The sequence below is a fragment of the Erwinia aphidicola genome, from assembly GCF_014773485.1.
GTDB lineage: Bacteria > Pseudomonadota > Gammaproteobacteria > Enterobacterales > Enterobacteriaceae > Erwinia > Erwinia aphidicola.
This window is the reverse complement of the sequence record NZ_JACXBP010000001.1, coordinates 899,862-925,859: the sequence shown is the minus strand read 5'-3', so window position 1 is coordinate 925,859 and position 25,998 is coordinate 899,862. Positions and strand designations below refer to the sequence as shown.

General features: G+C 58.8%; 22 protein-coding genes. 11 read left to right on the top strand and 11 right to left on the bottom strand.

Going from position 1 to position 25,998, the window contains the following annotated elements:
• Nucleotides 1–83: 83 nt before the first annotated feature.
• Entirely contained in the window at nucleotides 84–1,268 is a 1,185-nt protein-coding gene (gene manA, locus ID864_RS04270) for a mannose-6-phosphate isomerase (protein ID WP_099753657.1), read from the bottom strand.
• Between the two features lie 197 nt (nucleotides 1,269–1,465).
• Here manA and fumC point away from each other — a divergent pair, with 197 nt between their 5' ends.
• Nucleotides 1,466–2,863 (top strand): class II fumarate hydratase, encoded by a 1,398-nt coding sequence (gene fumC, locus ID864_RS04265; RefSeq protein ID WP_191149457.1) that lies wholly within the window; start codon nucleotides 1,466–1,468, stop codon nucleotides 2,861–2,863.
• A gap of 223 nt (nucleotides 2,864–3,086) precedes the next feature.
• Here the strand turns inward: fumC and tus are convergent, their stop codons facing one another.
• Together tus and ID864_RS04255 are read right to left on the bottom strand one after the other, a co-directional pair.
• Nucleotides 3,087–4,016 (bottom strand): DNA replication terminus site-binding protein, encoded by a 930-nt coding sequence (gene tus, locus ID864_RS04260; RefSeq protein WP_133623572.1) that lies wholly within the window; start codon nucleotides 4,014–4,016, stop codon nucleotides 3,087–3,089.
• Between the two features lie 198 nt (nucleotides 4,017–4,214).
• On the bottom strand, nucleotides 4,215–5,483 hold the full coding sequence (locus ID864_RS04255; protein WP_288497601.1) for an MFS transporter: 1,269 nt from the start codon (nucleotides 5,481–5,483) through the stop codon (nucleotides 4,215–4,217).
• Nucleotides 5,484–5,598: 115 nt separating this feature from the next.
• Here ID864_RS04255 and ID864_RS04250 point away from each other — a divergent pair, with 115 nt between their 5' ends.
• The 3 genes from ID864_RS04250 (at nucleotide 5,599) to bioD (ending at nucleotide 8,684) form a co-directional block, all read left to right on the top strand.
• A complete protein-coding gene (locus tag ID864_RS04250; protein ID WP_191149456.1) occupies nucleotides 5,599–6,510 on the top strand; it encodes a LysR family transcriptional regulator in 912 nt (303 codons plus the stop codon).
• Between the two features lie 169 nt (nucleotides 6,511–6,679).
• Entirely contained in the window at nucleotides 6,680–7,897 is a 1,218-nt protein-coding gene (mlc, locus tag ID864_RS04245; RefSeq protein ID WP_062818266.1) for a sugar metabolism global transcriptional regulator Mlc, read from the top strand.
• A 121-nt stretch (nucleotides 7,898–8,018) separates the two neighbouring features.
• A complete protein-coding gene (gene bioD / locus ID864_RS04240) occupies nucleotides 8,019–8,684 on the top strand; it encodes a dethiobiotin synthase (RefSeq protein WP_048916084.1) in 666 nt (221 codons plus the stop codon).
• A gap of 124 nt (nucleotides 8,685–8,808) precedes the next feature.
• On the opposite strand, the gene osmV is transcribed toward bioD, so the two are convergent.
• From osmV to osmY, 4 genes are read right to left on the bottom strand one after another with little or no spacing between them, the layout of a single operon-like run.
• Nucleotides 8,809–9,948 carry an osmoprotectant ABC transporter ATP-binding protein OsmV gene (gene osmV / locus ID864_RS04235; RefSeq protein WP_048918755.1) on the bottom strand — a complete coding sequence of 380 codons (1,140 nt, stop codon included), beginning with the start codon at nucleotides 9,946–9,948 and terminating at the stop codon, nucleotides 8,809–8,811.
• A complete protein-coding gene (gene osmW / locus ID864_RS04230; RefSeq protein WP_062818664.1) occupies nucleotides 9,948–10,595 on the bottom strand; it encodes an osmoprotectant ABC transporter permease OsmW in 648 nt (215 codons plus the stop codon). The genes osmV and osmW overlap by 1 nt, the downstream gene beginning before the upstream one ends.
• A gap of 10 nt (nucleotides 10,596–10,605) precedes the next feature.
• A complete protein-coding gene (locus ID864_RS04225) occupies nucleotides 10,606–11,526 on the bottom strand; it encodes a glycine betaine ABC transporter substrate-binding protein (RefSeq protein ID WP_048918796.1) in 921 nt (306 codons plus the stop codon).
• Between the two features lie 19 nt (nucleotides 11,527–11,545).
• Nucleotides 11,546–12,262: an osmoprotectant ABC transporter permease OsmY gene (gene osmY / locus ID864_RS04220; protein ID WP_062818665.1), complete on the bottom strand. Its 717-nt coding sequence runs from the start codon at nucleotides 12,260–12,262 to the stop codon at nucleotides 11,546–11,548.
• Nucleotides 12,263–12,572: 310 nt separating this feature from the next.
• Between osmY and ID864_RS04215 the strand changes: the two genes are divergently transcribed.
• Nucleotides 12,573–14,030, top strand: coding sequence for an MDR family MFS transporter (locus ID864_RS04215; protein ID WP_191149455.1), 1,458 nt, complete (start codon nucleotides 12,573–12,575; stop codon nucleotides 14,028–14,030).
• Nucleotides 14,031–14,184: 154 nt separating this feature from the next.
• Here the strand turns inward: ID864_RS04215 and ID864_RS04210 are convergent, their stop codons facing one another.
• The gene (locus ID864_RS04210) at nucleotides 14,185–14,481 is read right to left on the bottom strand and encodes a DUF1161 domain-containing protein (RefSeq protein ID WP_048916082.1); all 297 of its coding nucleotides are present in this window, start codon (nucleotides 14,479–14,481) and stop codon (nucleotides 14,185–14,187) included.
• 42 nt (nucleotides 14,482–14,523) lie between these two features.
• Nucleotides 14,524–14,871 (bottom strand): DUF1283 family protein, encoded by a 348-nt coding sequence (locus ID864_RS04205; RefSeq protein WP_099755163.1) that lies wholly within the window; start codon nucleotides 14,869–14,871, stop codon nucleotides 14,524–14,526.
• A gap of 128 nt (nucleotides 14,872–14,999) precedes the next feature.
• Between ID864_RS04205 and ID864_RS04200 the strand changes: the two genes are divergently transcribed.
• On the top strand, nucleotides 15,000–15,326 hold the full coding sequence (locus tag ID864_RS04200) for a YnfA family protein (protein WP_187499217.1): 327 nt from the start codon (nucleotides 15,000–15,002) through the stop codon (nucleotides 15,324–15,326).
• Nucleotides 15,327–15,345: 19 nt separating this feature from the next.
• Here the strand turns inward: ID864_RS04200 and ydfG are convergent, their stop codons facing one another.
• A complete protein-coding gene (ydfG, locus tag ID864_RS04195; protein WP_048916079.1) occupies nucleotides 15,346–16,092 on the bottom strand; it encodes a bifunctional NADP-dependent 3-hydroxy acid dehydrogenase/3-hydroxypropionate dehydrogenase YdfG in 747 nt (248 codons plus the stop codon).
• Between the two features lie 428 nt (nucleotides 16,093–16,520).
• On the opposite strand from ydfG, the gene guaD reads away from it, so the two are divergent.
• From guaD to dcp, 5 genes are all read left to right on the top strand, one after another.
• A complete protein-coding gene (gene guaD / locus ID864_RS04190; RefSeq protein ID WP_191149454.1) occupies nucleotides 16,521–17,852 on the top strand; it encodes a guanine deaminase in 1,332 nt (443 codons plus the stop codon).
• The gene (gene xdhA, locus ID864_RS04185) at nucleotides 17,849–19,291 is read left to right on the top strand and encodes a xanthine dehydrogenase small subunit (RefSeq protein WP_191149453.1); all 1,443 of its coding nucleotides are present in this window, start codon (nucleotides 17,849–17,851) and stop codon (nucleotides 19,289–19,291) included. Before guaD ends, xdhA begins: the two co-directional genes overlap by 4 nt.
• Complete coding sequence (gene xdhB, locus ID864_RS04180) at nucleotides 19,281–21,644, top strand: xanthine dehydrogenase molybdopterin binding subunit (RefSeq protein ID WP_187497862.1); 2,364 nt, start codon at nucleotides 19,281–19,283, stop codon at nucleotides 21,642–21,644. Before xdhA ends, xdhB begins: the two co-directional genes overlap by 11 nt.
• Nucleotides 21,637–22,410 (top strand): xanthine dehydrogenase accessory protein XdhC, encoded by a 774-nt coding sequence (gene xdhC, locus ID864_RS04175; protein ID WP_191149452.1) that lies wholly within the window; start codon nucleotides 21,637–21,639, stop codon nucleotides 22,408–22,410. The genes xdhB and xdhC overlap by 8 nt, the downstream gene beginning before the upstream one ends.
• 63 nt (nucleotides 22,411–22,473) lie before the next feature.
• Complete coding sequence (dcp, locus tag ID864_RS04170; protein WP_099754694.1) at nucleotides 22,474–24,612, top strand: peptidyl-dipeptidase Dcp; 2,139 nt, start codon at nucleotides 22,474–22,476, stop codon at nucleotides 24,610–24,612.
• Between the two features lie 57 nt (nucleotides 24,613–24,669).
• On the opposite strand, the gene hpxO is transcribed toward dcp, so the two are convergent.
• Nucleotides 24,670–25,827, bottom strand: coding sequence for an FAD-dependent urate hydroxylase HpxO (hpxO, locus tag ID864_RS04165; protein WP_048916073.1), 1,158 nt, complete (start codon nucleotides 25,825–25,827; stop codon nucleotides 24,670–24,672).
• Between the last annotated feature and the right edge of the window lie 171 nt (nucleotides 25,828–25,998).

The window sequence follows — 25,998 nt, the reverse complement described above, 5'->3', positions numbered from 1 at the left end:
GGGTAACCCTCTGGCGATAAAAAACGCCAATGCGGCGTTTTTGTTTAATACACTAAATAGCTTAGCAATTATGACCGCTGGCGTCAGCCGCATTTAAGATGTTGATTAAAAACCCTGGCTACGCGGCCATTGCCGGAGAGCGACAGCGTCGGCTCGCTGGCGGCAATAAAAGCAGATTCACCTGCATTAAGTGACAATGACTGACCGCCACAGTTCAGTTCGGCGTGGCCTTCAATGCAGAAAACAATCGCGGCGCTCTCCTGATCCACCGCGAGCGGCTGGCTGTTCAGCGCGTGTATGGCAAAGGCAAAGTCATCCACCGGGATGGGGAAATCGAGCGTTGCGCCATGCTGTTGCGGTGTGGTCAGCAGGGTATCGGCCGCGCGCGAGGTGAATTTCAGGTTGGCCAGCAGCTCAGGAACATCAATGTATTTGGGCGTCAACCCGGCGCGCAGCACGTTATCGGAGTTCGCCATGACCTCCAGCGCCACGCCGTGGAGGTAGGCGTGCGGGGTTTCCGCAAACAGGAACATCGCTTCGCCCGGCTGCAGGGTAACCACGTTCAGCAGCAGGGGGGAGAACAGGCCGCAGTCGTCCGGGTAAACCTCGGCAATTTCAGCAATGGTCTGCCACGGCTCACCGTGCTGGCCAGGCAGCGCCGTGCGCAGAATGTCCAGCGCCAGCGACTTCTCCTCTTCTTTCATCGACAGCAGGCTGGCAAACAGCTGGGCCAGGCGGGTTTCATCGGCGGCATTGAGGAAATGGGCAATGGCCGGGTGCGCGCCCGCCACCGGCTGCAGCAAGGACTGGATTTCGCGCAGCGGGCGGAAGCCGTTAATCGCCTTGAACGGCGTCAGCGCATAGACCAGCTCTGGCTTGTGGTTAGCATCTTTATAGTTACGCTCGGCGGCGTCGACCGGCACGCCAGCGGCATTTTCACGCGCATAGCCCGCTTCGGCAGCCGGTTTGCTCGGGTGAACCTGAATCGACAGCGGCTGTTCTGCGCACAGCACTTTAAACAGGAACGGCAGCTCGCCAAAACGCTGCGCGACGGCGGGGCCAAGCAGGGAAGCTTTATCGGCATCAATTAGCGCGCGCAGCGACTGCGGCTCGCCGTTGATCAGCACTTTTGACGGGCTTTTCGGATGCGCGCCCATCCACAATTCCGCCATCGGCTGCTGGGAAGGGTTGGCAATACCATATAAATCAGTGAGGGCGTGCTTGCTGCCCCATGCATAATTTTGCAGCGAATTGATTAACTTTTGCATCATTTCTCCCTGGTCATTCACTGGTTACTGGCGCTATTAAAGCAGAAAAATGGCGTAGAGAGATAATCAACGTGCGATAAACGCGAATGAGTCGCATACTCGTAAACTATACTGTGTCAGACTTATCACTCATGTGCGCGTTTTTGACCTATCGCAAAGTTAAAAGCGCCAAAAAAGTTGTGCTAAAGGAGAGAGGAATGGCTGCCAACCGCGTTGAAAAAGACTCAATGGGACCGATCGATGTCCCTGCCGATAAACTCTGGGGCGCGCAAACACAGCGCTCGCTGGAGCACTTCCGCATTTCGACGGAAAAAATGCCGACCGAGCTGGTGTATGCGCTGGCGCTGACCAAGCGCGCTGCGGCCAAAGTGAACAGCGACCTGAAGCTGTTACCGGATGAGCGTGCCGAGGCGATCATCAAAGCGGCGGACGAAGTGCTGGCGGACAAGCATCACGGGGAGTTCCCGCTGGCTATCTGGCAAACCGGCTCCGGCACGCAAACCAATATGAATATGAACGAGGTGCTGGCAAACCGCGCCAGCGAGATCCTCGGCGGCGAGCGCGGCATGTCGCGCCTGGTTCACCCCAATGATGATGTTAATAAGAGCCAGAGCTCTAACGACGTGTTCCCAACTGCCATGCACGTCGCGGCGGTGGTGGCGGTGCAGCAGCACCTGATCCCCCAGCTGAAAGTGTTGCAGAAAACGCTGAGCGAGAAGGCAGAAGCGTTTAAAGACATCGTCAAAATTGGCCGTACCCATTTACAGGATGCGACGCCGCTGACGCTCGGCCAAGAGATCTCCGGCTGGGTGGCGATGCTGAGCCACAACCTCAAGCATATTGAACAGAGCATTCCGCATGTGGCGGAGCTGGCGCTGGGCGGCACGGCGGTGGGCACCGGGCTGAACACCCACCCGGAATACGCGGTACGCGTGGCCAAAGAGCTGGCGGAGTTGACTCAGCAGCCGTTTGTCACCGCACCGAATAAATTTGAAGCGCTGGCGACCTGCGATGCGCTGGTGCACGCGCACGGTTCGCTAAAGGGGCTGGCGGCTTCGCTGATGAAAATTGCCAACGACGTGCGCTGGCTGTCGTCCGGCCCGCGCTGCGGCATCGGCGAACTTTCCATCCCGGAAAACGAGCCGGGCAGTTCAATCATGCCGGGTAAGGTCAACCCGACGCAGTGTGAAGCGATGACCATGCTGTGCTGCCAGGTGATGGGCAATGATGTGGCGGTGAATATGGGCGGCGCGTCCGGTAACTTCGAGCTGAACGTTTATCGCCCGATGGTGATCCACAACTTCCTGCAGTCGGTGCGCCTGCTGGCCGACGGAATGGACAGCTTTAACCACCACTGCGCCGTGGGCATCGAGCCAAATCGTGACCGCATCACCCAGCTGCTGAACGAGTCGCTGATGCTGGTGACCGCGCTCAATACCCATATCGGCTACGATAAAGCGGCAGAAATTGCGAAAAAAGCGCATAAACAGGGGCTGACGCTGAAAGGCTCAGCGCTGAAGCTGGGTTACCTGACCGAAGAGGAGTTCGACGCCTGGGTGCGCCCGGAAGAGATGGTCGGCAGCATGAAGGTGTAACGCCCGCAGCAAATTCATGCACGCCAATAAGAATCAGGTATTTGTAGGAGCCGACCTTTTTTCCGGTCGGCCCGCAGCAGACTCATGCTCGCCAGTAGGAATCAGGTTTTTGTAGGGGCCGACCTTTTTTTCCGGTCGGCCCGCAGCAGACTCATGCTCGCCAGTAAGAATCCGGTTTTGTAGGGGCCGACCTTTTTTCCGGTCGGCCCGCAGCAATCGTCATTCAAACTAACCGATCGCTGTACAAATGCAGCCGCGGGATCAGCAGATACAGCGGTTGCGCCTCCGGCTTATAGCGATGCGTGACTTTCCCGGCATCATAATTCAGCAGCTCACCCAGCTTCGGCACGCTGTTCGCATCCGGGCACATCACCAGCAGCGGCGAAGGGCAGGCCAGCTGCGTCTGCTTCTGCTGTTGGCTATCCCACACGCGCGCAATGGGCTGCACTTTCACCGGGCGTTTAATCTTCAGCGCGGCATGAGCCGGCAGCGACTTAATCGCTTCAATCTCATCCGCCACGCGTTCTGCCCACTGCTCACGCGTCCACGGGGCCACCGCGCGCCCGGCCTGCAGGCTTTTATTCAGCTTCTCAAGCATCTCTTCACGGCTGACGTTCTTGATAATGTGCTTATTTGCCCAGCCAAAGCGCACTGAATCCGGCGCGTCGAGCAGGGCGATCGAACGGTAGGCATTCAGCGTGATCAGGCCGCGCAGGTGGGTATGCACAAACTCGAAGCGCTCCTCGGGCGGCAGGCCCGACTCTACGGTGATAATCTGCTCCAGCTGCTGTTTGAGCTGATTGATAGTGGCGACCTGCTGTTGTAACAGGGCACTCTGCTCAGCGTCCGTTTCCACGCAGATTGCGCCCGGCAGGCGTACCGCGGCCTTGGTGCTTATTTTTTCTGACTGATGCTGCATAAACAGGCGGCAGAAGTGGCTGAGGGCCCGCTGCAGGGCGGGCTGACCGACCAGCTGCTCCACCGCAATCTCAGTCAGCGGATCGTGCTCCTTGCCTTTTTCCACGGCGGGCAGTTCAAAAACCCTGGCCGCCAGCAGGCGCAAATCCAGCAGTTGATGCTGCAAGGTATCCAGCTCCTGCTCCAGCTGCGCGACACAGCGGTGTAGCCTATCAACGGCATCATAACGGCTCATAACTCTCTCTATTAGTTACAACATACCTTTGGAATATAACAGACAATAACGGAGATGAACATCGGCAAAGGTGCCAATGTCGTCTGTAGGGTCGGGCATGCCCGACCCCTACGGTCATGGCGATTAGGGGCGATGGCGTGCCTCGCCCGTCAGATGTTGTCGTAGGGGCGATGGCATGCCTCGCCCGCCATCAAACCGCTACAGCCGCTTACCGTGCAGCCGTGTTCCTACCAGTAGCGCCATCACCAGCAGCGCAGCGATAAATGCGGTAATCCCGTGCCAGCCGAAGTTATGCCAGAACACGCCGCCGAGCGTACCCGCTACGCTGGAGCCAAGGTAATAACTGAACAAATACAGCGAAGAAGCCTGACCCTTAGCGCGGCGGGCGCGTGGTCCAATCCAGCCGCTGGCTACCGAGTGTGCAGCAAAGAATCCGGCGGTGAAGAGCATCATCCCGGCCAGAATCAGCCAGATATTGTTGGTCAGGGTAATCAGTAACCCGATCAGCATAATGGCGGTGGAGAAGAGCAGCACCGGGGCGCGACCATACTTTGCCGTCATTGCACCCGCCTTCGGCGAACTCCACGACCCGGTCAGGTAGACCACCGACAGCAGCCCGACAACCGCCTGACTGAGCGAAAAAGGTGCAGAGAGCAGGCGGTAGCCAATATAGTTAAACAGAGTAACGAACGCCCCCATCAGCAGGAAACCTTCGGCGAACAGCAGCGGCAGGCCGCTATCTCGCCAGTGCAGGCGGAAGTTGATCAGCAGGCTGCGCGGCTTAAGCGAGGCCGGGCGGAAATGGCGCGAGGCCGGCAGGATCTTCCAGAACATCAGCGCCGAAGCCAGGGCAAAACAGCCGATAACCATTACCGCCACACGCCAGCTGCTGAAGTCGGTAATCACCCCGCTCAGCAGGCGACCGCTCATCCCACCGATGGAGTTACCGCTGATATACAACCCCATGGAGAACGCCACCATGCTCGGATGGATCTCCTCGCTGAGGTAGGTCATTCCGACCGCTGCCACACCGCTCAGCGACAGGCCAATTAGCGCCCGCATCAGCAAAATACCGTGCCAGCTGGTCATGGTGGCGGAAAGCAGCGTACAGATCGCCGCCAGCATCAGGGCGGTAACCATCACCGGCTTGCGGCCAATCGCATCAGACAGCGGGCCGGTAATCAGCAGGCCGAGCGCCAGCAGCCCGGTGGAGATCGACAGGGAGATACTGCTGGCCGCAGGAGAAACACCAAACTCCTGCGACAGAACGGGCAGGATTGGCTGCACGCAGTACAGCAGAGCAAAAGTTGCCAAACCGGCAGAGAACAGCGCCAGCGTCACGCGCATAAACTGCGGCGTACCGCGTTTGATATACAGCTCTTTGCTGGCTTTGCCCTGGACATCAGCGGGGGAGGAGGCTCGTTCAGCGCGGTCTGGCGCCGCAACGGCAGAGGATGAGCGGTTCACTTCTATTCCTTTTTTTTATTTTGAGTAGTCAATTTGAGGTATCACGTTGTCAAGGGTAAGAAATGCGGATTATGATGTCTAATATATTAATAATATAAAATGATATGTTTAAAGTATGAATATCGAACTCCGTCATCTGCGCTACTTTATTGCCGTTGCTGAAGAGCTGCACTTTGGCCGCGCAGCCACGCGCCTGAATATCTCGCAGCCGCCGCTGAGCCAGCAGATCCAACTGCTGGAGCAGGAGATTGGTGCGCGCCTGTTGGCGCGCACCAATCGCAGCGTGCAGCTGACCGCCGCCGGGCAGCAGTTTCTGCTCGATGCGCGCCAGATTATGCTCAACGTGACCAAGGCCGCGGAAAAAGCCGCCAGGCTGCATCGCGGGGATGAAGGCGAACTACGCATTGGTTTTACCTCCTCCGCGCCGTTTATTACCGCCGTTTCCGATGCGCTGTTCAACTTCCGCCAGCGCTTTCCCGCCGTGCACGTGCAGATGCAGGAGATCAACACCCGCCAGCAGCTGGCGCCGCTCAGCGACGGACGGCTGGATCTGGGCGTGATGCGCAATACCGATCTGCCGGACAATCTCAACCATCAGCTGTTGCTGCGTGAGCCGATGTACGCGCTGGTTCACCGCGCTCACCGTCTGGCAACACGGCAGAAAATTGCGCTTAGCGATCTGGCGCAGGAAGCGTTTGTCTTTTTTGACCCCAGCGTCGGCACGGCACTCTATAGCGAGGTGCTGGAGCTGCTGCGCCGCTATCAGATCCAGCCAAACATTGCCCAGGAGGTGGGGGAAGCCATGACGATCATCGGACTGGTCTCTAGCGGGCTGGGCGTCTCTATTTTACCCGCCTCGTTTCACCGCGTGCGGCTAAGCGATGTGGTGTGGATCCCACTGGAGGAGCAGGACGCGCAGTCTGAAGTGTGGTTGGTGTGGTCGAAACAGCGGGAAATTCCGGCGGTGACGGCAGCGATGATGTCACTGCTCCTGCGCCAGGAAGGCTCTTTTTCGCAGAAAACATGAGCGCATGGCGCTGGTTTATGTGCTGTAAATCACATATCGAATCAAATATTTGACGCCATCTGATAAGTGTTTCACCATGCACAGATGGCTTTATTTTGAAGCGTGAAAATAAGTGCTTCTTTCGGTCGCATTTCGGCTGTGACGGGCAGGTAATAATCAGGAGTGGGGTGTGATTGCGGATAGTCAGCCTGGTCATATCGATCAGATAAAACAGACTAATGCCGGAGCGGTGTACCGACTGATCGACAGGTTTGGGCCCATCTCGCGGATTGAGCTGTCCAAAAAAGCTCAGCTGGCCCCGGCCAGTATTACCAAAATTGTGCGCGAAATGCTGGAAGCTCATCTGGTACAGGAAACCGAGTTTCAGGAGCCGGGCAGCCGTGGCCGTCCGGCGGTTGGCCTGGTGCTGGACACCCAGGCCTGGCACTATCTCTCTGCCCGCATTGGCAACGGCGAAATCACGCTCGCGCTGCGCGATCTCAGCAGCAAAATGGTGGTGGAGCAGCAGTTTCCGCTGCCTGCCGAGGCTGACCAGCCGCTGCTGATGCGCATCATCCAGCTCATCGATCGGTTCTTTATCGATCACCAGCACAAGCTGGAACGCCTTACCGCTATCGCCATTACGCTGCCCGGAATTATGAACAGCCAGTCCGGCATTGTGCACCGCATGCCGTTTTATCAGGTTGATGATATGCCGCTGGGGCCAGAACTGGCGAAGCGCACCGGGCTGCCGGTCTATATCCAGCACGACATCTGCGCCTGGACCATGGCGGAGTCGCTGTTTGGCGCCTCGCGCGATGCCAGCGATGTCCTGCAGGTGGTGATTGACCATCATGTTGGCGCCGGTGTGATTACCGGTGGCCGGTTGCTGCACGGTGGCAGCAGTACGCTGGTGGAAATTGGCCACACGCAGGTCGATCCGTGGGGCAAGCGCTGCTACTGCGGCAATCACGGCTGCCTGGAAACCGTGGCCAGTATCGACAGCATGCTGGAGCTGGCCGCGCAGCGCATGCAGGCGTCGATGAGCTCAACGCTGCATAATCAGCCTCTGACGATTGATGCGCTGTGCGACGCGGCGCTGGCTGGCGATCAGCTGGCCTGCGATGTCATCGCCGGGGTCGGTAGCAGCGTGGGGCGCATTGTGGCCATTATGGTTAATCTGTTCCATCCTCAAAAAATTCTTATCGGTTCCCCGCTTAATCGTGCCCAGAGCGTGCTGTTCCCCGCTATCGCCACCTGCATTCGCCAGCAGGCGCTACCCCGCTACAGCGCTGACTTACAGGTTGAGCCAACCGAGTTTGTTAATCTCGGCACCATGCCGGGCGCCGCGCTGGTCAAAGATGCGCTGTATAACGGTTCGTTATTAATCAAGCTGCTACAGGGCTGATAAATCCACTAAATCTTGCGCTAACGCAATCTCCGGCGGGCTGTACTGCCCTACAATTTTCGCTCACTTGTAAAGTACGAAAATGATTACCCTGGACAGACAGGGCCTGCCGGAGCCATTCATGTTGAAACGTCTATTTGTTACCGGAACCGATACAGAAGTCGGCAAAACGGTGGTGTCCCGCGCGCTGCTACAGAAGCTGGCAGCGCAGGGTAAACAGGCCGTAGGCTATAAACCTGTGGCTAAAAGCAGCCAGCAGACGGAAGAGGGGCCGCGCAATAAAGATGCGCTGGTTCTGCAGGCTTCATCATCGATTCTACTGCCGTACCAGGCGATTAACCCGGTCACCTTGCTGGAAGATGAAATCAGCACCAGCCGCACGCCGATTGATTACGCCACGCTCAGCCATGGGCTGAGGGCACTGGACGGGCAGGCGGATTACACCGTGGTGGAAGGGACGGGCGGCTGGCGCAGCCTGATGAACGATTTGCGTCCGTTATCGGAATGGGCGGTGCAGGAACAGCTGCCGGTGGTACTGGTGGTGGGGATCAAGCTGGGCTGCATCAGCCATGCGCTGCTGACGGCGCAGGCGGTAGTGAATGATGGATTGCCGCTGCTGGGCTGGGTTGCCAACCGGATAAATCCGGGGCTGGCGCACTATGCGCAAATTATCGACGTGCTGAGGGATAAGATCCCGGCGCCGCTGCTGGGGGAGCTGCCGTATCTGCCGCGAGCCGAAACGCGCGAGCTGGCGCACTATCTCGATTTAAGCGCGCTAAAGCTGTAGAAGATTAGGCAGCAACATCGTAGGGGGCAGGCATGCCTGCCCCATTCCGAATCCTGGGGGGCGGGCATGCCTGATCGGCTCCGAATCTTTTGGGGTCAGGCATGCCTGACCCCTACCCAGATGATTAGCTAACGTTCAGTACGCGGCGGGTACGGCCTGAACTGAGGTAATCCGCAATATAATCCTGCGAAATCTCCCCGCTGTAGCGGCCGTCTTCATCGACGATCGGCATCCAGACCAGATTGTGCTCGTACAGCTTTGACAGCACCACGCGCAGGTTCTCTTCCGCCTTGCCGGTGACGGTAAACTTGTGCAGCATATCGGCACAGACGCCGCTGGCAGCGCGCGCCTCGCGACGTTTCACAAAGCCCAGCGGTTTGCCGTCGTTATCCACCACGGTGATTGAACGTAAATCGTTGTCATCCATCATGCCGAACGCTTCTGCCAGCGGCGTGGATTTTTGCACGGTAAGCGTAGGCTGCCGATCGGTAACATCGCCCGCCTGCACCAGCAGCAGCCGCTTCAGCGTGCGGTCCTGGCCAACAAACGACCCGATAAACTCGTTAGCCGGTTTTGCCAGCAGCTCATCCGGGCTGGCGCACTGCACGATTTTTCCCTGGCCGAACACGGCAATACGGTCACCGAGCTTCAGCGCCTCATCGATATCGTGGCTGACCAACATCACGGTTTTCTTCAGCTGGCGCTGCATCTCGAGGAACTCATTCTGGATCACTTCGCGGTTAATCGGGTCGACCGCACCGAACGGCTCATCCATCAGCAGCACCGGTGGGTCCGCCGCCAGCGCGCGGATTACCCCAATGCGCTGCTGCTGGCCGCCGGACATCTCGCGCGGATAGCGGTGAAGAAACTTGTTGGCATCCAGCGCCATCATGCTCATCAGCTCGCGAGCGCGCTCTTTGCAGCGCTGCTTTTCCCAGCCCAGCATACGCGGCACCACGGTAATGTTCTCTTCGATAGTCATATTCGGGAACAGCCCGATCTGCTGGATCACATAGCCAATATTGCGGCGCAGCGTCACGGTGTCTAAGCCGCTGGTATCCTCGCCGTTAATCAGAATTTTGCCGCTGCTGGAAGGGATCAGGCGGTTAATCATCTTCAGCGTGGTGGTTTTGCCGCAGCCGGAAGGGCCGAGCAGGACGCACATTTCGCCTTCCGGCACGTTCAGGCTGACATTATCAACGGCGTTAAAGCTGTTACCGTTTTTCTGCTTAAAGGTTTTGGTGAGGTTTTCCAGTTTTATCATTATCGAATCCCCTTAGGTGTCAGCGCCAGCTGCAGGCGGTGCAGCAGCCAGTCAAGAATAATAGCCAGTAAACAGATCATTAATGCGCCAGCAATCAGCATACGGATATCACTGCCGCTGATGCCGTCCAGCAACAGCAGGCCAAGGCCGCCCGCGCCGATAATCGCGGCAATCGCCATCACGCCAACGTTCATCACCACCGCCGTGCGGATACCGCCGAAGATGACCGGCAGCGCCATCGGGATCTCCACCCAGCGCAGGCGCTGCCAGAACGTCATGCCGATACCGCGCCCGGCTTCACGCAGCCCATCCGGCAGGTTTTCCAGCGCGGTGTGCGTGTTGCGCACAATCGGCAGCAGCGAGTAAAGGAACACCGCAGTCACGGCGGGCAGTACGCCGATGCCCTGACCGATCATCGAAAACAGCGGGATCATCAGGCCAAACAGCGCAATCGACGGAATGGTCAGCACGATAGTTGCCAGCCCTAATATCGGCGTTGCCAGCCACTTAAAACGCACAATCAGAATGCCGAGCGGCACGCCAATCACAATGGCGAAGCCCACCGCCAGCGCCACCAGCCATAAATGCTGGAAGGTGAGGGAAGCGAGGTAGCCCCAGTTATCAATAATGTAGTGAAGGGTATCCATAACTGTCTCCTCAGAGCATGCCGTGAGATTTCAGGAAATCGCGGGCCACCTGCTGCGGCGATTGATGGTCAATATCCACGCGTTTATTCATTTCGGTTATTGCCTCATCGGTGATCAGCGGCGACAGCTTATTCAACGCCGTATCCAGCCCCGGATGATCTTTCAGCGCCTGCTCGGTCACCACCGGCGTTACCGCATAGCTTGGGAAGAAGCCTTTATCATCCTTCAGCACTTTCAAATCGAAGCCTTTTACGCGCCCGTCAGTGGTGTACACCAGACCGGCATCAACAAAGCCATCACGAATGGCGTTGTAAACCAGCCCCGGGTCCATCTGGCGGATCTGCGGGCGGTCCAGCTCCATGCTGTAGGCTTTCTGTAACGGCTTCAGGCCATCGGAGCGCCCGGCAAACTCAAGATCAAGGCCCAGCATCCAGTTATGGTCGGGGTCGTTTTTGCGCACCTGCTCCAGCTTTGCCACCATTTGTGACATCGTATCAATATGCTCGGCGTCGGCGCGTTCGCGCTTCATGGCGAAGGCGTAGGTGTTGTTCATCGGCGCGGGGTTGAGCCACACCAGACCCAGCCTGGCGTCCAGCTTTTTCACCGTCTGATACGCTTCATCAGGCGGCATAGGTTTTGAAATATGGTTAAAAATAATCAGCGAGGTACCGGTATATTCCCAGGTCATATCGACCTGCTTGTTGATCATTGCGTTACGGGCGATGGTGGTGGCAATGTTGGTTTTGGGTTCCACTTCAAAGCCCTGCTTGCGCAGGTACTGGGTGGTCAGCGCCGACAGAATATGCTGTTCGGTAAAGCTCTTAGTGGTCATCACCAGCGGTGCCGCCGCAGCCGCGCCGCTCAGCGCCAGCGAGGCGGTCAGCGCCAGTGCGCCGTGGCGCAGCCAGCGGGTAAACAGGAAATCAGCCATTATCAGCTCCTTATTATTGTTATGCCGCAGTATGCGGGCTGAGCAGGCGGCCAAGACCGGCCAGCAGCATATCCAGGATCAACGCAAACAGTGCCGTGGCGGCAGCGCCAAGGATCAGCGTAGGGAAATCATTCAGGTAAATCCCCGGGAAAATCAGCTCGCCGTAGCTGCTGGCACCAATCAGAAACGCCAGCGGGGCGGTGCCGACGTTAATTGCCGTCGCCACGCGAATGCCGGACAGCATCACCGGCCACGCATTGGGCAGCTCAACCTGGTACAGGCGCTGGCCTTTCGTCATGCCAATGCCGTCAGCGGCCTCCAGCAGTGAAGCGGGCACCGAGCACAGGCCGGCGTAGGTGTTGCGCACAATCGGCAGCAGCGACGCCAGAAACAGTGCGATAATCGCCGGGCGATCGCCAATGCCGATCACCACCATCGCCAGCGCCAGTACCGCCAGCGGCGGCAGGGTATTGCCGACGTTAAAGATCTGCATCACGTATTCCGCCCAGCGGCGGGCAAAAGGGCGGCTAAGAAGAATGCCGCTCGGAATACCAATCAGCAGCGCAAACAGCAGTGACCAGAACACCAGCTTCATATGTTGCTGACCGAGGTAAATCAGATCAACGCGGCGAGCCTGAATAGTCTCTACGCCAAGCCCCCAGACCAGCAGGCCAACGATAGCGGCGATAAACAGCACCGCCAGTAAGGCACGCTGCAACAGCGTGGAATTTTGCATATCATGGTTCTCCCTGGATGCAGATAAGCACTAAAAGTGATGATTAAATGTGTTACTAGCGTTTTACCCGGTAAGTTCGCCTAAAAATCTATAGCAGCGAAGCGGGAGAAGTGCCAAATTTTAGGCCGAAAATCAGGGGGATAGTTTTAAGCTAAACACGCTTAAGCCTTTGCCAGCGCTGGAAAAGCCATCAATGAAAAAAATTTATCGTCAACAGGTGACAATGTCACTTATACAGATAAGCACATTTCGGAAACTGTTTGCTCTAAAATGCTCCACACTAAAGGGATGAACGAAGGACGGGGAAACTATGTCGGAAAATATTGCTAATCCAGTGGCGCAGCGCCACTGGATCCTGATCGCCTCGATGCTGGCGATGTTTATGGCGGCGATCGAGGTCACCATTGTTGCTACAGCTATGCCCACGATTATCGCCGAGCTGGGAGGTTTCTCACAGTTTGGCTGGGTGTTCTCTATCTATCTGCTCACCCAGGCAGTCAGCGTGCCGATTTACGGGCGGCTGGCAGATTTATGGGGCAGAAAGCGCATGTTCTTTATTGGTACAGGCCTGTTTTTATGCGGTTCGGTGCTGTGCGGCTTCGCCACCAATATGGGCTGGCTGATCCTGTTCCGCGCACTACAGGGGCTGGGGGCCGGGGCCATTATGCCGCTCACCTCCACGATTATTGCCGATGTCTATCCGCCGAAAGAGCGGGCGGGGATCCAGGGCTGGCTGTCCAGCGTCTGGGGCGTGGCGGCGATCGTTGGTCCGTTAACCGGGGCGTGGCTGGTGCAGCACTTTAACTGGGCGCTGATTTTCTGGGTCAATGTGCCGATCGGCATTATTTCGATGCTGCTGCTGGCGCGCTTCTTCCCGGAATCGAAGGAGAAAAGTCCGCACCGCCTGAACCTGACGGGCAGCGCCTTGCTGATGCTGACGGTCAGCGCGCTGCTGGTGGCGTTACTGCAGGCGGAATCACTGGGGCTGCCATTGGTCGCCGGGCTGGTCATTGTGGCATGCATCGCCGGCTACGCCTTGCTGCACCACGAGCGTAACGCCAACCAACCGCTGTTCCCGATGGCCATCTGGCGTAGCCGCACGCTGCTGGCAGGTAATGCCGGAAATCTGCTGATCGGTGCGGCGATGATGGGCATCAGCGCCTTTCTGCCCACCTGGATCCAGGGGGTTAACGGCGGCACGCCGCTGCAGGCGGGCAGTGCGCTGGCGATGATGTCAATCGGCTGGCCGCTTGCCAGTACGCTGAGCGGGCGCCTGATGCAGCGCACCTCGTACCGCTTTACCGCGCTGCTCGGCTCGCTGCTGTTAATTGCCGGCACCGCGCTGCTGCTCACCCTGCATCGTGAAAGCCCGGTGTGGCACGCCGGCTTTTTCGCCTTTGTGATTGGCACCGGGATGGGCATGACCAGCACCACCTTCCTGATTGCGGTGCAAAATACCGCCGACTTCGCCATTCGCGGCATCTGTACCGCGTCAATCATGTTTAGCCGCATGCTCGGCTCGGCGCTGGGAACGGCGGTGATGGGAGCGGTGCTGAATTATAATCTGCTGCTGCGCCTGCCGCATAGCAACGACCCGGTACAGCAGGTGATGTCCCATAGCCAGCGCGCGGCGATCGAGGCGGACAGCCTGCAGCATATGCTGAGTGAAATCGCGCTGTCGCTGCATTGGGTATTTGCAGTATCGCTGGGGGTGGCGGTGATGAGCCTGCTGGTGTCACGGATGATCCCGGCGCTGAAACCGCATTAATTTTTTGAGGCGGGTCAGGCATGCCTGACCCCTACAAATGACGAATATATTATAACTTTATAATTGTTGAGGCGGGCCAGGCATGCCTGACCCTGCAGATGGGGTAAATATTATAACGTTTGGTAGGGGCCAGGCATGCCTGGCCAGCGGAATGTTACTGCGCGGAAGTATCCTGCGAGGTACCGGCAGCAGTAGGGACGCTGCTGTCATCGTTATTGCCACTGCGCTTGTAAACAATCTTCTGCGTGTCGTTTTCGCAATGACCTACGACCTGACCACCCGCCTGATCGGCCTGGTCATTCGGCACGATATCCAGCGTAAAGCCGGAGGCCGGAACCCCGTTGTTGATGATTTTCTGGTTAATATCGGCCTTGACCGTTTCGCAAGATGCCTGAACGGCCAGAGGAGTGGCAACGACGAGGGCGGTTAATATCCACTTGAAACTCTTCATCTTATCATCCTTAAATTAGCAGTAATAACAGTGCCGGAGTGGTTAAGGCGTGACCGGACGACCGGTGCGACGGTCGAGGCAGCGCAGGGTTTTCGGCTCCCAGTAGGCATTCAGATTGAGGCTTTTTTCACAGGCTTCGCTGGTATCAAAAGCGCGGTCAACGCGGTCGAACTCTTTCTCGGTGCGGGAATTAACCTTATGGCGCAGATTGCGGGTGTCATCCCACTGCTCTTTCTGCTGGCGCGCTTCTTCTTTAGTCAGTGAGTTATCGCCATCCTCAATCACCAGGCGGTCGGTGCGTGCCTGCGCGCTGTGCTGGACGGAGAACAGGGCTGCCAGCATTAATAGCGGCAGTGTCGCCTGCTTCAGACGGTGTTGTACTGTTTTCATCATAGTTTCCTTTCAGTGGGCAGCCCGCTGTCGCGACTGCGCGGACGATGTTTGTTAGTATATCACCAGCTTTCAGGCAGCGACCAGTCACGCGGTTGCGCCGTTGAACTTTGAGTGAGAATTTACCTTTGCTGACCACCATTTTACTTTTCTTTGCCACCGCACTGGCCGAAATCGTCGGCTGTTTCCTGCCGTATCTGTGGCTGAAAAAGAACGGTTCGCCATGGCTGCTGCTGCCGGCAGCAGTCAGCCTGATGCTGTTTGTCTGGCTGTTGACGCTGCACCCGGCCGCCAGTGGGCGCGTCTACGCCGCCTATGGGGGCGTGTATGTGGTCACGGCGCTGCTGTGGTTGCGCTTTATTGAGGGTGTTCGGCTTAGCACTTTCGACTGGGTTGGGGCGCTGGTGGCGTTCTGCGGAGTGTTGATTATCGTTGCCGGATGGGGGCGGGCCTGAGTCGCCCGCCGCAGGTTAATTACCCTTTGTGCACGCGCAGGCCAGCCTGACTTTGGCCGACTGGCATCATCTCCAGCGCGTTGATATTGACGTGTTTCGGCAGGGTAGCCACCCACCAGACCGCTTCGGTCACATCTTCCGGCGTCAACGGTTCGGTGCCGTCATACACGCTACCCGCTTTGGCATCATCGCCCTTAAAGCGCACATTGGAGAACTCGGTGCCGCCGACCAGGCCCGGTTCGATATCGGTAACGCGCAGCGCGGTGCCGTGCAGGTCGGTACGCAGGTTAAAGCTGAACTGACGTACAAACGCTTTGGTCGCGCCGTAGACGTTACCGCCCGGGTACGGCCAGCTGCCGGCAATCGAACCGATATTAATGATATGGCCGACGTTGCGCTCCACCATGGCGGGCAGAATGGCGCGCGTCATATACACCAGGCCCTTGTTATTGGTGTCGATCATATCTTCCCAGTCTTCCAGGCTGGCACGCTGTGCCGGTTCAATGCCCAGCGCCAGGCCGGCATTATTCACCAGCACGTCAATGTTGCGCCATTCCGCCGGCAGGCTATTCACCGCCGCGTCAATGCCGGCGCGGTCGCGCACGTCGAGAACCAGCGTATAGACGCTGTCGCCCAGCTCCTGCTGTAACGCATCCAGGCGCTCCTGGCGGCGGCCGGTGGCAATGACTTTATGTCCCTGAGCGACAAAGCGGCGGGTAATACTCTGACCAAAACCGGCGGTCGCACCGGTAACAAATACGATCATCTCACTGTTCCTCAACACATTTTGGATTTTTCTTACCTTAACATTATGCCGCGCCGCCGATAAAGGAGCGTTTTGTTATGGGTTAATACCAAAAGCTGCACACTGCTGGTGCACCTCAAGGCAGAAATGCGCCAAAAAAGGGCGCAGGCCCGGCCAAATAAAATGTCATCCCAATCATTAAGCGCACTGTTGCCCATTAGCAATCGGTTGCATTATTAGCAACCGATTGCGCAATCGTTTATTAAGCCTGAATAACAGAGTTTATTAAGGATAATTTTAACTGCCTGTAATTTAAGGGGAATTTATTTTTCCCGGCTGGCACAACAATTGCAAAACTACACTGATAAGAAAGTTATTTGATTACGGGTAAAAACCTCACTGCTGGTAAATACTGAACAGGGTGAGGCCGCCTCAATAAAGGAAATGTTATGTCAGTGACCTATACCCAGGCGATACGCGCCAGCTTTTTTGATATCACCCGCACGGTGGAAAACCCTCAGCAGCTGCCAGACGCCGCACGCCATATTGAAGATGGACTGCTGCTGCTGAACGCGGGCGAAATCGTCGGCCTGTATGAGTGGCAGCAGGGGCAGCACCTGCTGCAGCCGGGGAATGGGGCACTCGACTATCGCGGCCGCCTGATCGTGCCTGGCTTTGTCGACACCCATATTCACTACCCGCAAACCGAAATGATCGGCGCGTTTGGTGAGCAGCTGCTGGAGTGGCTCAATCAGTACACCTTCCCGGTGGAAAGCCAATATCACTGCCCGCAGCACTCGGCGCGCATGTCGGCATTTTTTCTCCAGCAGCTGCTGAGCAACGGCACCACCACCGCGCTGGTATTTGGCACCGTGCATCCTGAATCGGTCGATGCACTGTTTACCGCGGCTGCGGCGCTGGAGATGCGGCTGATTGCCGGCAAGGTGATGATGGACCGCAACGCGCCGGAGAGCCTGACCGAAACCCCGCAGCAGAGCTACCAGCAGACCAAAGCGCTGATCGAACGCTGGCACAATCACGGCCGCCTGAGCTACGCGCTGACCCCGCGCTTTGCCCCGACCTCCTCCCCGCAGTTACTGAGCAAGGTACAGCAGCTGCGCGCCGAATATCCGGATATTTGGCTGCATACTCACCTGAGCGAGAACCCGCAGGAGGTCGAATGGGTGAAGGCGCTGTTCCCGCATCACAACGGCTATCTTGACGTTTATCACCAGTACCAGCTAACCGGCAAGCGCAGCCTGTTTGCCCACTGCCTGCATCTTGACGATGGCGAGTGGGACTGCCTGCACGCCACGGATTCCGCGGTGGCATTCTGCCCGACCTCTAATCTGTTCCTCGGCAGCGGGCTGTTTAATCTGCAAACCTGCTGGCATAAAGGGGTAAAGATGGGTATTGGCACCGACGTCGGCGCGGGCACCACCTTTAATATGCTGCAAACGCTGGGCGAGGCTTACAAGGTTGGCCAGCTGCAGCGCTACAGGCTCTCAGCCTGTGAAGCTTTTTACCACGCCACGCTGGGCGGCGCGAAAGCGCTGGATCTCGACCAGAAGATTGGCAATTTCATGCCGGGCAAAGAGGCCGATTTTGTGGTGCTCGATCCGGCTGTTTCCCCGCTGCAGCAGATGCGCCACGCCAACAGCCGCGATATCTGGGAAAAACTGTTCGTGCTGATGACGCTGGGTGACGACCGCAATATCGCCGCCACCTGGGTCAACGGGCGCTGCGTCTGGCAGAGCGATAAAATGGAGCGTGCAGCATGATCCAGTTCTTACTCAATCAGCGCCTGGTAAGCGAGCAGGAGATCGACCCGAATCTGACGGTGCTCAACTATCTGCGCCAGAACCAGCGGCGCTGCGGCACGAAAGAGGGCTGCGCCTCCGGCGATTGCGGCGCCTGCACCGTCACGCTTGGCCGCGTAGAAAACGGGAAAATGCACTATGAAACGGTCAACAGCTGCCTGACGTTTGTCAGCAGCCTGCAGGGCAAACAGCTGATTAGCGTTGAAGATCTGCGCCAGCCGGAGGGGTTACACCCGGTGCAGCAGGCGATGGTTGACTGCCACGCGTCGCAGTGCGGCTTCTGTACGCCGGGCTTTGTGATGTCGCTGTTCACGCTGCAAAAGCAGGGCAGCGCAAACCATCAGCAGATTGAGCAGGCGCTGGCGGGCAACCTGTGCCGCTGTACCGGCTATCGGCCAATTGTTGCGGCGGCGCAGCAGGCCTGTGCCACGCCGGTCAGCGACAGTTTTCAGCAGCAGGAAGCCGCGACGGTAGAACGTCTGCTGGCGCTGCAAAACAGCGAGATGCAGGAGATCGCGCGGCAGGGCAACCATTGCCTGCTGCCAAAAACTCTCGGTCAGCTCAGCGCGGCGCTGTTGGCCAATCCGCAGGCGCGGCTGCTGGCGGGCGGCACCGACCTGGCGTTGCAGGTGACGCAGCAGCATCAGGCGCTACCGCTGATGATTGCTCTCGGCCACGTCGATGAACTGAAACAGTGTGAAATTGGCAGCGAGGAGATTGTGCTGGGGGCCGGGGCCTCTTTACATCACTGCTGGCAGCTACTGAGCGCGGAAATCCCGGCGTTCAGCCAGCTGCTGGAGCGCTTTGCCTCACTGCAGATCCGCCATCAGGGCACGCTGGGCGGCAACATCGCTAACGCTTCGCCGATTGGCGATACGCCGCCGATGCTGCTGGCGCTGGACGCGGAGCTGCTGCTGCAGCGCGGTGATGAAGTGCGCCGCCTGGCAATCAGTGAGTTCTTCCTCGGCTACCGTAAAACCGCGCTGCGCGCTGGCGAGTTTATCCGCGCTATCGTGATAGCCAAAACGGCGACAGGACGAAATTTCCGCGCCTGGAAGGTCTCCAAACGGCTGGAGGATGATATCTCCGCCGTATTTGCCGCTTTCACGCTGCAAACCGATGCGCAAAACTGCGTGTCGCACGTGCGCATTGCCTTTGGCGGCATGGCGGCGATCCCGCAGCGCGCTTTGCGCTGTGAACAGCTGCTGCTTGGCCAGCCGCTGACGCTCTGCGCCATCGAACAAGCCTGCAAAGCCCTGGAGCAGGAGTTCCAGCCGCTGAGCGACTTCCGCGCCAGCGCGGCTTATCGCCTGCAGCTGGCGAAAAATCTGCTGCGCCGCTACTACGCCGATCTCAACGGTGAACTGACCATTACGGAGGTTGCCCGCTATGTCTCATAATCGCCCGCAGGTCAGTGAAGAGGTGATTGCCCACCAGTTTAAGCAGGGCATTCAGAACGGCGTTGGCAAGAGCAACAAGCATGAGAGCGCGGCGCTGCACGTTAGCGGCGCAGCGCAATATATTGACGATCGCCTCGAGCTGCCTGGGATGCTGCATCTCTGCCCACGCCTCAGCGAACATGCCCATGCGCGCATTATCAGCATTGATGTCGCAGCCTGCTACGCGGTGCCCGGGGTAGTGAGCGTGCTGACCTGGCGCGACGTGCCGGGTGATGTGGATATCGGGCCGCTGGAGCCTGGCGACCCGCTGCTGGCGCAGGACGTGGTGGAGTATGCCGGGCAGATGGTGCTGGTGGTGGCGGCCGAAAGCGAGCAGGCGGCGCGTCAGGCGGCGATGCTGGCAAAAATAGAGTACCAGCCGCTCACCCCGCTGCTGGACGTGAAGCAGGCGCTGGAGCAGCAAAGCTTTGTCCAGCAGCCGCACATCCACCAGCGCGGCGATGCGCAAGCGGCGCTGGCGCGTGCGGCCCACCGCCTGCAGGGCGAATTTCACATCGGCGGTCAGGAGCACTTCTATCTGGAAACTCAGGTGGCGCTGGTGGTGCCCGGCGAAGATCGTGCGCTGCAGGTTTACTCATCAACCCAGAACCCGACCGAAGTGCAGAAGCTGGTGGCCTCGGTAATGGGCGTGACGATGAATAAAGTGACCATCGACATGCGCCGTATGGGCGGCGGCTTCGGCGGTAAAGAGACGCAGGCCGCGGGCGTTGCCTGCCTGTGCGCGGTAGCGGCAGGTAAAAGCGGCAGGCCGGTAAAAATGCGCCTGTCGCGCCGCGACGATATGCGCACCACCGGCAAACGCCATCCGTTCTTTGTGCGCTATGACGTCGGGGTGGATGATGAAGGGCGCTTCTGCGGGGTAAAAATTGATCTGGCGGGCAACTGCGGCTATTCGCTCGATCTCTCGGGTTCTATCGTCGATCGTGCGATGTTCCACGCTGACAATGCCTATTACCTTGGCGATGCTCTGATTACCGGCTATCGCTGTCGCACCAATACCGCGTCCAATACCGCCTATCGCGGCTTTGGCGGGCCGCAGGGCATGGTCGCCATTGAGCAGATTATGGACCATATCGCCCGCGAGCTGGGCCTCGACCCGCTGGAAGTGCGCAAGCGTAACTACTACGGCAAAGAGACGCGCAACGTCACCCACTATTATCAGACGGTGGAAGATAACCTGCTGGAGGAGATGACCGCCCAGCTGGAAGAGAGTGCAGGCTACGCCGCCCGCCGTGCCGAAATCTCGGCGTTTAATGCCGCTAACAGCGTAATGAAGCGCGGCCTGGCGCTGACGCCGGTTAAGTTCGGCATCTCGTTTACCTCCAGCTTCCTGAACCAGGCCGGGGCGCTGATCCTGATCTACACCGACGGCACGGTCCAGCTGAATCACGGCGGCACCGAGATGGGCCAGGGGCTAAACACCAAAGTGGCGCAGATCGTCGCTGAAGTGCTGCAGATCGACGTCGATCGCATCCAGATCACTGCGACCGATACCGGCAAAGTACCCAATACTTCACCGACGGCGGCCTCCAGCGGCACCGATCTCAACGGTAAGGCGGCGCAGAATGCGGCGGAGATCCTGCGCGACCGGCTGATCGCCATGCTGTGCAAAGTACATCACTGCTCTGAGGAGCAGGTGCGCTTCAGCAACGGCATCGTCAAAGTTGGCGACAAGCATTTTACCTTCGCCGAAGTGGCGCAGCAGGCGTGGCTCAATCAGGTGCCGCTCTCCGCCGCCGGCTATTACCGCGTGCCGGGCATCCACTACGATCGCCTGGCGGGACGCGGGCAACCATTCTATTACTACGCTTACGGCGCGGCCTGCGCGGAAGTGATGGTGGATACCCTGACCGGCGAATACCGCCTGCTGCGTGCCGATATCCTGCACGATGTGGGCGCTTCGCTTAACCCGGCGATTGATATCGGCCAGGTTGAAGGCGGTTTTGTGCAGGGCATGGGCTGGCTGACCACCGAGGAACTGGTGTGGAATGCCGAAGGGCGGCTGATGACCGATGGCCCGGCCAGTTACAAAATCCCGGCGATTGGCGATGTGCCGCACGACCTGCGCGTGACGCTGGTCGAAAATCGCAAAAATCCAAAAGAGACCGTGTTCCATTCCAAAGCGGTCGGCGAGCCGCCGTTTATGCTGGGTATTGCGGTGTGGTGCGCGCTGCAGGACGCGGTTGCCAGCGTAGGCGGCTATCGCCAGCATCCGCTGCTGGATGCCCCGGCTACCCCGGAGCGAGTGTTCTGGGGGGCGGAAAAAATGCGTGCGGGAGGGGATAATGCGTAGCGATGACTGGATCACTATTCTGGCGAATCTGCGCGCGCGCGCTGAGGCCTGCGTGCTGCTGACGGTGCTCGATGATAAAGGCTCAGTGCCGCGCGATCGCGGCAGCAAGATGATCGTCAGCCAGCATAACTCCTGGCTGACCATTGGCGGCGGCCATCTGGAGTTTCAGGCCATTGCTATTGCCCGCGAGATGCTGCAAACCCCGGGTGTGCAGGCGCGGCATGAGCAATTCAACCTTGGTGCACGCCTCGGGCAGTGCTGCGGCGGCGTCACCAGTATTCTTTTCGAGCCGCTGGTACAGCCGCAGCCGCAGATCGCCGTGTTTGGCGCCGGGCACGTCGGTCAGGCGCTGGTGAACCTGCTGTCAACGTTACCCTGTCACGTATTTTGGGTTGATGAACGGCCTCAGCAGTTCACGGCGGTGCCGCCAGGGGTGACGACGTGCTGTCTGGAAGACCCCCTCGATCAGGTCAAGCTGATGCCCGCCAACAGCTATTACGTGGTGATGACCCACCATCACCCGCGCGATTTACAGCTGTGTGAAGCGATCCTGCGGCGCGGCGATGCGCGCTATTTTGGTGTGATTGGCTCTGAAACCAAGCGCCAGCGCTTTGATTACCGGCTGGAGGGCAAAGGCTTCAGCCGCGAGCAGCTGGCTGGGATGCGCTGCCCGATAGGGCTACCGGACGTGAAAGGCAAGCTGCCCGCCGAGATTGCCGTGGCGGTGGCGGGGGAGATCATCGCCTGTTATCAGCGCCAGCAATGACTTTGCAACCCGGCGCATCTGCGCCTAAGCTGGTGATTCGTCAACAGGGATGAGGGTAAAGTTATGAGGATTGCACCGTTAGTCTGGGCCATCAGTATGGCAGTCACCGCCAGCGTGCAGGCGGCAGAATCGCAAAAGGAACATCAGCAGATGCAGAGACAGCAAGATAACCCGTTCAGCAAGGCCAGTACATTGCCGTTCCAGGCACCGCCCTTCGACAAGATCCACAGTGCCGACTATCGCCCGGCACTGGAAGCGGCGATAGCGGAAAAGCGCGCCGAAATCGCCCGCATCGCCGACAACCCGGCCGCACCGACCTTTGAAAATACATACCTGGCGCTGGAGCAGAGCGGTCAGAGCCTGGCACGCGTGTATAACGTTTTCAGCGCGATGACCTCCGGCAATACCAGTGATGAACTGCAGGCGCTGGATGAGGAGATGTCGCCAAAACTGGCGGCGCTCGACGACGATATTCACCTCAACGGCAAGCTGTTCGCCAGGCTGGACGCGGTGTATCAGCAGCGCCAGCAGCTGAAGCTGGATGCGGAGTCGCTGCGGCTGACAGAGGTCACCTGGCAGGCGTTTGAACTGGCCGGAGCGCAGCTTTCCGACGCGGATAAAACTCAGCTCAAAGCGCTGAATCAGGAGTCTGCCACGCTCAGCACCCGCTTCACCAACCGCCTGCTGGCCGCCACCAAAGCGGGCGGCGTCCTGTTCAGCAGCGAGCAGCCGCTGGCCGGACTGAGCGCCGGAGAAATTGCCGCAGCGGCCGATGCGGCCCAGGCGCGCGGGCTGAGCAACCAGTGGCTCCTGACCCTGCAAAACACCACCCAGCAGCCGGACCTGCAAACCCTGAGCGCGCGCGCGACGCGTGAAAAACTGTATCAGGCCAGCTGGACGCGCGCCGAAAAAGGTGACGCCAACGACACGCGCGAGCTGATTGCCCGGCTGGCGCAGGTGCGGGCGCAGCAGGCCAAACTGCTGGGCTTCGACAGCTACGCCGCCTGGAAGCTGCAGGATCAGATGGCGAAAACCCCGCAGGCCGCGCTCGATTTTATGCGCCAGATTGTCCCGGCAGCCACCGCGCGCGCCGGGCGTGAAGCGGCAGATATCCAGGCGGTCATCGACCAGCAGCAGGGCGGTTTTACCCTGGCGCCGTGGGACTGGCTGTTCTACGCCGAGCAGGTGCGCCGCGCCAAATATGACCTCGACGAGGCGCAGATCAAACCTTACTTCGAACTGAACAACGTGCTGGAGAACGGCGTGTTCTATGCCGCGACTCAGCTGTACGGCATTACCTTTAAGCCACGCCCCGATCTGCCGGTCTATCACCCGGATGTCAAAGTGTATGAAGTGCTGGATAAAGACGGCACGCCGCTGGCGCTGTTTTACGCCGACTGGTTCAAGCGTGATAACAAAGGCGGCGGCGCGTGGATGGGCAACTTTGTCGAGCAGTCGACGCTGCTGGGCAGTAAGCCGGTGATTTACAACGTGGCGAACTTCAGCAAGCCGTCGCCCGGCCAGCCTGCGCTGCTGTCGTGGGATGATGTGATTACGATGTTCCACGAGTTTGGTCATGCGCTGCACGGCATGTTCGCCGACCAGCGCTACGCCAGCCTGTCCGGCACCGAGACGCCGCGTGATTTTGTTGAGTTCCCGTCGCAGTTTAACGAGCACTGGGCCAGCAACCAGCAGGTGTTCAGCCACTTCGCCCGCCACTACCAGAGCGGGGAGCCGATGCCAGCGGCGCTGCGCGATAAGATGCTGCGTGCCAGCACCTTCAACAAAGGCTATGACATGAGCGAGCTGCTGGCCGCCGCGCTGCTCGATCAGCACTGGCACGGGCTGCATGCCGACCAGCCAGTGCAGAAAACCGATGAGTTTGAACAGCACGCGCTGAGCGAGGAGAAAATCAACCTGGCCGCCGTGCCGCCGCGCTATCGCTCCAGCTACTTCCAGCATATCTGGGGTAACGGCTACGCCGCCGGTTATTACGCCTATCTGTGGACCGAAATGCTGGCGGATGATGGCTTTGCGTGGTTTGAAGAGCACGGCGGCCTGACGCGGGAAAATGGTCAGCGCTTCCGTGACAAAGTGCTGTCACGCGGCAACAGCGAAGATCTGAAGCAGCTCTACCACGACTGGCGCGGGCGTGACCCGGAGATCGAACCGATGCTGCGCAACCGGGGTTTGCAAGAATAACGCCCAGGGGCCGATCTTCTGTTTCGATCGGCCCTGCTTACAGGGGCAAATCGCGGGCTAGGCCAGCGGACCGCCCTGGATGGTTTCGCACATGCCGTTCAGGATGCGCTCGCCAGTCTCCTCGCGCAGCCCCGCGTACCACTCTGCGGTCACCGCTGGCTCTTTGGCGTGGGTAACATCACAGCGCTTACGCGCCTTCAGCACCAGATCCTTTACCCGCCCGGCGCGCTTGTCCTGATAGCGCAGCAGCGCATCTTCAATGCCCAGCGAATTGCTGTGCAGCATCATCGCCAGCACCACCGCATCCTCCATCGCCGCACAGCCGCCCTGGCCGATATCCGGCGTGGTGCTGTGTGCCGCATCGCCCAGCAGCGCTACCCGGCCTTTAACCAGCTGCGCAAAAGGTTCGATATCGTGGATCTCCACGCGGTTAGTGGTTTCCGGGTTCAGCCGTTCAATCAGCTGCTGCACCGGCGCGGCCCAGCCGGAGAAATACCCCTTCAGATCGCTGCGCAGGGTGCTGCGGTCTTGCGCCAGCCCTTTTGGCAGCGGCACGTCGAAGAAGAAATAGAAGCGGTTGCCCGCTACCGGCATCAGCGAAACGCGCTTGCCTTCACCGACAAAGGTGGTCCACTGGTCGCCCGGAGCCAGTGATTCATCAATCTCCACCAGGCCGTTCCAGTTTACGTAGCCCGCGTAACGGCGCTCGGTGGCATAACCCAGCACGTGCTGGCGGATCGCCGAGTGGGTGCCGTCGCAGGCGATCAGCAGGTCGCCGTGTGCTTCTGAACCATCGTCGAAGTAAGCAGTGACACCGTCACTTTTTTCTTCCACGCTGACCACCCGTTTGCCGAACTGAACAGAGTCGCGCCCCCAGGTATCCAACAGCATCGCCTGAAGCTCGGCACGCGCTACCGGATACGGGCGCTCGCCGGAATCCTTAACCAGCGGGTCAAGGCTGAAGCGGGTCAGAGTTTCCGCGCTGTACCCGTCTTTGTAGGCCATCATCTGCATCGGACCGCCAATGGCGCGCAGGGCTTCTCTCATCCCCAGATAGTTGAGGCATTTCACTCCGTTTGGCCAGACTGAGATCGCCGCACCTACCGGTTTGATCTCTTTCACCGCCTCGAACACCTCGCACTCAATGCCGCCGCGCCGCAGCGCAATCGCCGCACACATACCGCCAATACCGGCACCTATGATAATTGCTTTCATCTGTCTCTCCTTTGCGTCATGAGTAAATAAAAGCAATTTCCATACCAGTTTCTTATGAGACAAAAAGTGCCGCCAGCAGGCGAACAATGCGGTTGTTGAAACAAAGGTTGCAGGGAGGTGGCGAACAAATACGGTGCAGTGCACCACGGCGGTGCTTATCGGGTGAAACAT